The sequence below is a fragment of the Photorhabdus viridis genome (assembly GCF_040256935.1).
Classification (GTDB): Bacteria; Pseudomonadota; Gammaproteobacteria; order Enterobacterales; family Enterobacteriaceae; genus Photorhabdus; species Photorhabdus viridis.
Genome location: NZ_JBEJZY010000077.1, coordinates 1 through 9,226, shown reverse-complemented (window position 1 = coordinate 9,226; position 9,226 = coordinate 1). Strand labels below are relative to the sequence as shown.

General features: G+C 28.7%; 5 protein-coding genes and 1 pseudogene. 1 reads left to right on the top strand and 5 read right to left on the bottom strand.

The features are described from left to right. Positions 1 to 246: pseudogene (locus ABR397_RS21330) on the bottom strand (hypothetical protein); the annotation flags it as partial. A 154-nt stretch (positions 247 to 400) separates the two neighbouring features. Between ABR397_RS21330 and leuS the strand changes: the two are divergent. After that, the gene (leuS, locus tag ABR397_RS21325) at positions 401 to 3,130 is read left to right on the top strand and encodes a leucine--tRNA ligase (RefSeq protein WP_350307466.1); all 2,730 of its coding nucleotides are present in this window, start codon (positions 401 to 403) and stop codon (positions 3,128 to 3,130) included. Positions 3,131 to 3,257: 127 nt separating this feature from the next. Here the strand turns inward: leuS and ABR397_RS21320 are convergent, their stop codons facing one another. The 4 genes from ABR397_RS21320 to ABR397_RS21305 are packed head-to-tail and all read right to left on the bottom strand — an operon-like array spanning position 3,258 to position 7,951. Beyond that, entirely contained in the window at positions 3,258 to 4,814 is a 1,557-nt protein-coding gene (locus ABR397_RS21320) for an AbgT family transporter (protein WP_350307465.1), read from the bottom strand. Positions 4,815 to 4,847: 33 nt separating this feature from the next. Continuing rightward, complete coding sequence (locus ABR397_RS21315; protein ID WP_350307464.1) at positions 4,848 to 5,999, bottom strand: hypothetical protein; 1,152 nt, start codon at positions 5,997 to 5,999, stop codon at positions 4,848 to 4,850. A gap of 11 nt (positions 6,000 to 6,010) precedes the next feature. Next, entirely contained in the window at positions 6,011 to 7,276 is a 1,266-nt protein-coding gene (locus ABR397_RS21310) for an ATP-grasp domain-containing protein (RefSeq protein ID WP_350307463.1), read from the bottom strand. Positions 7,277 to 7,294: 18 nt separating this feature from the next. After that, on the bottom strand, positions 7,295 to 7,951 hold the full coding sequence (locus ABR397_RS21305) for a hypothetical protein (protein ID WP_350307462.1): 657 nt from the start codon (positions 7,949 to 7,951) through the stop codon (positions 7,295 to 7,297). Positions 7,952 to 9,226 lie beyond the last annotated feature (1,275 nt).

Here is a 9,226-nt window from a genome sequence, read left to right as displayed (position 1 = left end):
GACCGACGCATGGGAAAATGACAGGGTTGTCGTGTCTTCCAGCGCTAACAAGCAATGATAACGTTGAGCGTGAGCGACGGTGGCGGTAAATCCGGCTTCGGCGATGGCCTGGGCTATCATCACAGAACTCCACCCTTCAGAAACCAGAAGGATAGCTTTTATTCTGTCTCGTACTTGACCATCACGAGTGGTGTCGTGAAGACGTTCAAGTTTGATTTTTTGTTCTGATGTAATAAATATTTTCATAGCGAGGATAAGGATCTCCATTTCGGATAAAATCAAGCATCTTCAATGATTACGGGTATATACGCATCTTCTGATTATTGACTTATAGATTGTAACAGTTTAGCTTTCATAATGTAATTATGTACAACTAATTGAGAGGAATTAAAGAAATTCAATGTTTAACTATAAAGAAATCGAAAAAAAATGGAATGAAAAATGGGAAGAAGAAAATGTATATAAAACAACTACTAATCATGATGCTAAAAAATTTTATTGCTTAGATATGTTCCCGTATCCATCAGGAGCAGGCCTACATGTAGGCCATCCATTAGGATATATAGCCACCGATATTTTATGTCGTTTTAAAAGATTAAATGGATATAATGTGCTACATGCTATGGGGTTTGATTCATTTGGATTGCCCGCAGAACAATTTGCTATTGAAACAGGACAACATCCAGAAATTACAACTGCTAGAAATATTAAAAACTTCAATTCTCAATTGAGAAGTATGGGATTATCATTGGATAAATCAAGGACATTTAAAACGTCAGATAAGGAATACTATAAATGGACTCAATGGATCTTCCTAAAATTATTCAACTCATGGTATGACATTAATTCTGATAAAGCTAGAAACATTAGTGATTTAATTAAAATTTTTGAAAAAAATGGTTCTAATAATGTAATTACAACCAGGGTTCAGAACACAAAAAATTTTACATCACAAGAATGGGGCGAGTTCTCTGAAAAAGAAAAGTCAGATATATTAATGAGCTACCGTTTAGCATATTTATCATACTCAACAGTTAATTGGTGTCCTAACTTAGGAACCGTACTAGCTAATGATGAAGTGATAAATGGACTTTCAGAGAGAGGTGGGCATCCTGTAGAAAAAAAGAAAATGAAACAATGGATGCTAAGAATTACTGCTTATGCAGATAGATTACTACACAACCTTAATTCTCTTGAGTGGCCTGAATCATTAAAAGAAACACAAAAAAATTGGATTGGTAGATCTCAAGGCGTAATAATAAAATTTAACATAGAAAATTCAACAAAAACAATTGATATTTATACTTCTGAACCAGAAAAACTATTTGGAGTAACATTTATCTGCATATCTCCAGAGCATTTTAATATGAATATAATAACTGAAGGAAAATATAAAAAAATCGTAAGTGAACATATCTTAACTAGTTTATCTAGAAGTGAGCTAGAGCGAGCAAGTAATATAAAAGACACTAGTGGGGTATTCACAGGTTCTTATGTAATGAACCCAGTAAACAATAAAAAAATCCCTATATGGGTTGGCGATTATGTTTTATCACATTATGGTACTGGCGCTATAATGGCAATTCCCGCACATAATTCACAAGATGCGATCTTTTCAGAAATATTTAATATAGAAAAAATTCAAGTAATAAAAAATGGGGAAATAATAAATTCAAATTTCTTAAATGGTCTTGATATTTTCACAGGAAGAGAAAGGATAACTTCTTATTTAAGTGAAAGTATAATAAATAATATAGTAAATTACAATATGCGTGATGCTATCTTTGGTCGACAACGCTACTGGGGGGAACCGATTCCTATATATTATGATAACGATATTCCCAAAGATATAGATGAGTCTGATTTACCTTTAGAATTGCCAATTATTGATAAGTATTTTCCTACCGCTGATGGAGCACCACCACTTGGTCGTGCAATCAATTGGCTATATAAAGATAAATATCAATATGAATTGACTACAATGCCTGGTTGGGCTGGTTCAAGTTGGTATTTCATCCGCTATATGTCACCAGATAACTCAAAAAGATTAGTAAATGTAGAGGAAGCCAATTATTGGAGAGAAGTCGACATTTATATGGGGGGAAGTGAACATGCGACAGGACATTTATTGTATTCACGTTTTTGGAGTTTATTTCTTTATGATTTAGGAATAATAAATTTCGAAGAACCATTCTTAAAAATTGTTAATCAAGGAATGATTCAAGGCCGTTCATCATTTATTTATAGAGTTAAAGGAGAAAACACTTTTGTCTCAAGTGACATAAAAGAAAACTATGATACACAACGTATAAATGTTGATATAAAATATATATCAGATAATGACATTCTAGACATTGAAAATTTTAGAACGTGGAGAAAAGATTATAAAGAAAGCAAATTTATTTATAACAAAGATTCATTTAAATGTGATTGGCAAATTGAAAAAATGTCAAAATCCAAACATAATGTGGTTAATCCCGATCATATTATTGATAAATATGGTGCTGATGTATTTAGAATATATGAAATGTTTCTTGGACCAATACATCAATCAAAATTATGGAATTTAGGCGGCATAGAAGGAATACAGAAATTTATTAACAAAGTATGGAGACTATTTTATGATTCCAATGGTAAATTATTAATTAATGATAACACCCCCAATGAAAATGAAAAAATAATCATTCACAAAATGTTAAGTAAAGTTTCAGAGGACATTGAAAGACTCTCGTTTAATACTGCGATAACTTCATTGATGATTTGCGTTAATGAATTGAATAAAATAGAATGTCATAATTCTTTAATTTTAAAAGATTTCCTAATTGCATTATCACCATTTGCGGTTTATCTCTCTCAAGAGCTTTGGTCAAACGCTTTATTTTTAGAAGGTTATTTGATAAATCAATCATATCCGAAAATTAACAAAAAATATTTAAAAAATGAAAAAACAAGATATCCTATTACTATAAATGGAAAAGTAAGGGCTATAATGGAATTCGAAGTTAGTGAAAGTAAAGAGTTCATAACAAATGAGGCATTAAAAAACCCAATAATTAGAAAATGGATTGGAGAAGGTAATGTTAAAAATGTAATTTTCATACCAGGTAAAATTATCAACATTGTTATTTGATTTTATCTCCCCTATTGACCGGATGATCATTTGCTTTAGTTTATTTACAACCTATTAAAAAAACTTATATATAAATCCCTCAATAAAAATGAGGGATTCTTTAATTTTATTATAAATGAAATACTAATTAACTTAGTTTATAGTAAGTAGATGAATTTGGTCCTACTGGGAAATTAAAGACAAATACCCAGATACAAAAAAATAAAGACCAACCAATCAAAAAAAACAAAGAATACGGAATCATTATAGATATTATCGTTCCTACACCTGTATCTTTCTTGTATTTCATAGAAATTGCCACAATCATTCCAAAATATCCCATCATTGGGGTAATAATATTAGTCACAGAGTCACCAATACGATAAGCCGCCTGAACAATTTCTGGAGAATATCCTGCTAACATTAACATGGGTACAAAGATCGGTGCAGTAATTGCCCACTGAGCTGAAGCTGAACCAATTATCAAATTGATAAATGCGCACACTAAAATAAATCCAATAAATAACATCCATCCACTTAAATTAATATTATTAAGGAAATTGGCACCATAAACTGCAATAATTTGACCGATATTACTCCACTCGAAAAATGCAATGAATTGTGAGGAAAAGAAAGTAATTACTAAGTATAATCCTAATGTACTCATAGAATACTCCATGGCATTTACAACATCGTTTAATGATTTGAATGTATTAGCAAAAAATCCATAAACCATTCCTAAAATAGAAAAAAATAAACAAATAAAAACAACTATAGACGCCAGAAATGGGGAGTTAGAAATTAATCTAGTTTCTTGATTTCGGAGGATACTATGTTCAGGAAAAATACTTAATAATAAAAACGAGAGAAAAACAATAAATGTCACTAAAACCGCCATCAGTGCTTTTTTTTCCTGCGAAGTAATTTCAGGTAAATTAATTTTCGTAATTTCCTGCTCTTCTTTATATATACCAAGTTGAGGTTCTACGATTTTTTCGGTTACATAGTAACCTATAATAGTAATAAGGAAAGTACTCATAAACATAAAGTACCAATTAGCTTCTGCACCTACAACATACGAGGAATCAACAATCCTTGCAGCCTGTTGTGTGATACCTGAAAGTAAAGGATCAATTGCACCTAGTAGAAGATTAGCAGAATATCCCCCCGAAACACCAGCAAATGCTGCCGCTAATCCAGCTAATGGATGTCTATCAAGAGAATGGAAAATTAGAGCTGACAGAGGAATTAATACAACGTAACCTAATTCAGCAACAGCATTAGACATAATTCCCGCAAAAACAATTGATAATGTAGTTAACTTACGCGGTGATTTTATTATAAGAAAACGAATTACTGTGGAAAGCAATCCAGATCGTTCAGCAATACCAACACCAAGTAAAGAAACTAATACTGTTCCTAATGGTGTAAAGCTGGTGAAATTAGTCACGACGTTTGAAAGAATTTTACGGATTCCATCTGCATCAAGTAAATTAACTACACGAATTATCCCATCCTCAGCACGACCTTTTACACCTTCAGGTCGAGGATCAATAGCGGTCACATCAAAATACTCACCAATAGCGGAAAATATTAACAGAATGGCAATAAAAATTATAAAAATAATGACTGGATGAGGTAAAGCATTTCCCAGCGATTCCACAGCTTGTAATAATTTTTTATTATTTTGCTTATTACACTTCATGAGATTACCTTTTATAAAAACAGAAAAGTAATTTTATACAGAACCTTTTCTTATATTTTTAATTTGAGTAGACAAAATTGATATTTCATCAATAAACTCCATTATAAAACCGAGCTTATTCTGGCAATATCTATAGAAACTTTCAATGTCATTTCTATTTTTAATTGTATAATGAATATATTTTTCAGCTAAAATCACCTTGTCATTTATTAAACCAAAATGATTTCTAATTATTTTCTCTATCATATCATCTGGTAATTTCATTTGTAGAGAATACCATTTACTAACAATAATTACATAATTTAAATCTAATTCTAAAACATGCACTAAATAGCATAGATCATTTATAGAATGCCGTAAAATTGCATTTCTTTTTCCTCTACCTATTTTACACCCAAGTGAGATTAACAAAGTGGTTAACATTAATGAATCTAAAAATTTGTTTTTCCATATTGGATCTAAACCAATAAAAAATGAAGATACTATGGAACTATCAAATGGAGATCCTAGCCCATCACAACGGGAAATTAAAGTTTCAATACCAAATCCAAATTCATAGCCTATAATGCAATCGTCTTTACATATTTCTATAATATTCCCAACATCTTCAAAAGAACTTGTTAACTTATTATAAATAGCAATAGTAATACCTCTCCCATAAATATTTTTAAGACCATAATTCCATTTGTAATATTCATCTGACTGACAATCAATAGATATATTTAAACCTCCATAAGAAATTAATTTATTTTGAAAAAAAATCAATTCAGAAGAAGTCTTAAATAATATATTTTTATATGGCACTCCTAGTTTATGTGTTAAAAAAGACAATGAGAAATCTAATATTCTAGAAAAAGATTTTTTTCCTCCAAGTAAACCAACTTGAGTAAAACAACTCATATAATCTAAAGAATCACTCTTGTCTCTAATTACTTTAAGATTATGATTTCTAATGCAATCTTGTATAATGTAAAATCCATCATCTGGCAATGAATCAGTTGTTAAATATTCTTTGAATCCAGCAATGGTAGAATTAGCAAAAAGTAACGTATCATCATTAATTAATAAATTCGATGAGCTAGATTTTGAAAAACCATAACTTTCAGCATGTTCAGAAAATTCACTCTTTAATTTTTTAAATTTTGTTAAATTTATTGAAAAGTAACCATCACATTGAATAATCATATTAAAAAACCTTATATATGTACATCATGAATTTTTTTTGCTTTTATAAAAACATCATTTTCTATATTATTAATAATCTTAATTACCTCATCTTCGCTTTCCGCTTGTATAACAAATTTCCCTATAGCTGGATCTTCAAAATAAAATTTATTAAACTCTTGATTTTCATCGACATAATCTAACCACTTCACTTCTTTAGGCAACTTATCCAATCCATATATATTTTCAATCACACAATATTCTTTTTCTTTTAATGGCAAAACTGTCCAACCAGCATAATTTTTTTCATACTTATCACTAATATATCCCGAATTTAATAAGCTTGTTTCTTGATTTAACTCGATCTTTAAAGATTCCTCCAACAAATCAACACCAAAAATTTTTTTTACGCAAGGAACTATCGCAGCTCCGCCAGGCCTTGCACCTATTTCAAGAAATGTTAATTCACCTTGTACAGACATAAAAGCTTCAAGATGAAAAACCACATTATTAGAATTCAAGTTTCTTAAAACCTCCTTAGTAAACCTACATATTTCTTTTATTTTTTTATTATCATTTATAATTATTGATGACATAGGAGTTCCTTTTTTATGCCAAGATAAACAGTCCTTGATGTATCTAAAGGCAATAATAAACTTTAACTCTCCATTTCTATAAACTCCATCAATATGAATTATTGAGTCTGATATAAATTCTTCTAATAAAAATTCAATACTTTCCTTCTTAAATAAATTTATCTTATTAATTAATTCATGAAGTTCATTTACAAAAAAAACATTCCTACTTCCTGCTTGTGAACAAGGTTTTATCACTATTGGAAATTTATTAAGGAAGTAATCCCTAACAATATCTTTTATAAAATCAACATGCACATTATCACCAGATATAAATTTCTTTTTTTTAAGCACCTTACTTTTAAATATTTTTTCCTGCATAATGAATTTATTTCTAAATGGAATTAACTCTTCAAACCTCCTTCCAGAAATGCAAAATGTATCTCTGATAATAGCTCCAACTAGTAATGTTTGCTCTGTATTTGCAAGGACATAATGTATAGTTCCATAATTATTTTGTATTTTTTTGCAAAAATCTAATATGTCCTTTATAGATTGTTCGTATTCTTCTACATTAAATCTATCTTCTAAAGGTAATTCAAAGAATTCATTAAAATCCATATCATTCCTATGACGTCCAATGTAAAAAAAATTCATATTATTTTTTTTTATTTTTTGAGATACGTATGAGTTCCCAATTACAACATAATTTTCTTTTTTCATAAAATTCCTTATAATTTTTTAATTATTAAAAAGCATATTTTCAAGCATTTTAAAATAAATTTTTGGTGCAGAAATAAAAGGATAGTGGGATACATTTTGGATCATAACAGATTTACAATTAGGCAGTCTTTTTTTAGCTATTTCTACCTGTTCACTAGAACAAATATCATATTCACCATAAGTATAATAATTATTTGATTGAAATAAAGATAATTCATTTAGATAGCTATCTTTAATATCTATACAACCATAAGGTTGAGTTATTAAACCCAAAAATTGTTTCTTATTTAAACTGTTTTTATTACATATAAATTTTTCTCTAAAAACTTCATCATCATTTAGTTCTAACATTACTTTAACATTATATTCGAGAAATTCTGGTCTGTATGGACAGAAACCAGAAAATACTACATCATGACCTTTAAGTGAGTCATGATAATTTAAAACATATTCTGACAATAATACCCCACCAAAAGAGTGAGCAATTATAATCAATTTATGTTTTTTTAAAAAATTCAAATGAAAAGCTAACTCACTTATTAAAACATCCATAAGATCATTTGAACTTAAACTTATCCCTCTATTTTTTTTATCATATATATTCTTTGCTGAAAATTGCTCATAGACATAAAAACCTTTCCCCCTATTTTTTGCCCATCTATAAAAAGGCATCATAAGAGAATCATTTCCTGGTCTTCCGTGTATACAAAAAACCACTTCATTACTAGAATTTTTAATATAATTATGAATATTACAACAATAATCGCCGACGTGATTATTGCTTAATGTTATTTTATATTTTCTTAGACACATAGAAACTCATCATTTTAATATAATCACTTGATAAATAAAGGTAAGTTATTTTAATAAATTCATATACTGCCTTGCTAACCCGGTTTTTCAACAAAAAATTTTATTTTTTGTTTATTCAGATTATTTATTTCAAATAAATAATCCAACCGCAAGCAAGCGGGGTATTGATACTAAATCAACTGTTTCACATTGCGAATATTAATTTTATGCATCAAAAGAGACAGAAAATTAAATCCCAAGATATTAAAAATTAATATATTTAAAATCCTGGTTTTATTTATTATCGGAATAAATAAACATGCATTTGTAAAATTAATTTAATATTAATAAGACTATGCTCTATAGATAGCCATGTTATTATCTTCCCCATCATCTTCATTATTTATTTTAGCTCACTTGTATTCTCATTATAATTCTTATATCCCATTATTGAATTTAGGTTACAGGCAGAATAATGTTTTACATTCAAATGCATTAATAAAATATTAACTATATTCCACATATGTTATTTAAAAGTAATCATGAATTATTTTATTTTCTTCTTGTAATTACACCATAATATTAATGGCCACCCTAATAGGATTGTTTTTCTGGCATATTAATTTAAACTAATTTCATTTATTGGCACTTATTAAATATGACCATATATAGACATCTCGTTAAAATGAAAAATCCTATACCTATCCATTAGGTTAGTAAAAAACAATTCAAAATTTAAATAAGATTACTGATTGCCCACGACTTATTTATATAATACATTCTACAGTCTTTATATTAATTAAAATTATGACATCTAAGCTTTAATGATCCAATAAAAAACACTTAACAATACACAATTTTTAATATAATTAAATCTAACAATAAAGCAACAAATAAGAGAAAAAATATCATTTAAAACTAAAATTCAATATTATTATTTTTTGTCAGTTGATTATAATTCACTTTTCTTTTGAGAGAAAAATACTCACTATAACAACTGACACCTTTAAAAATCGCACTTGTCAGAAGATACCAAATAAATATATTTATACCCAAGAAACTTCAAGATGCAGTTTTTAGCACCTGAAAATGGTCGTTAATTCTAGACATCAGCGAGTCCGCTATATCCGGTAGCGTTGTGGTGAAAAATTTGAAGAC

Excerpts from the sequence above, each read along its gene's own strand:
- leuS (WP_350307466.1), top strand. The coding sequence starts at position 401 with ATGTTTAACTATAAAGAAATCGAAAAAAAATGGAATGAAAAATGGGAA.
- ABR397_RS21320 (WP_350307465.1), bottom strand. The coding sequence starts at position 4,814 with ATGAAGTGTAATAAGCAAAATAATAAAAAATTATTACAAGCTGTGGAA.
- ABR397_RS21315 (WP_350307464.1), bottom strand. The coding sequence starts at position 5,999 with ATGATTATTCAATGTGATGGTTACTTTTCAATAAATTTAACAAAATTT.
- ABR397_RS21310 (WP_350307463.1), bottom strand. The coding sequence starts at position 7,276 with ATGAAAAAAGAAAATTATGTTGTAATTGGGAACTCATACGTATCTCAA.
- ABR397_RS21305 (WP_350307462.1), bottom strand. The coding sequence starts at position 7,951 with ATGATGCCTTTTTATAGATGGGCAAAAAATAGGGGGAAAGGTTTTTAT.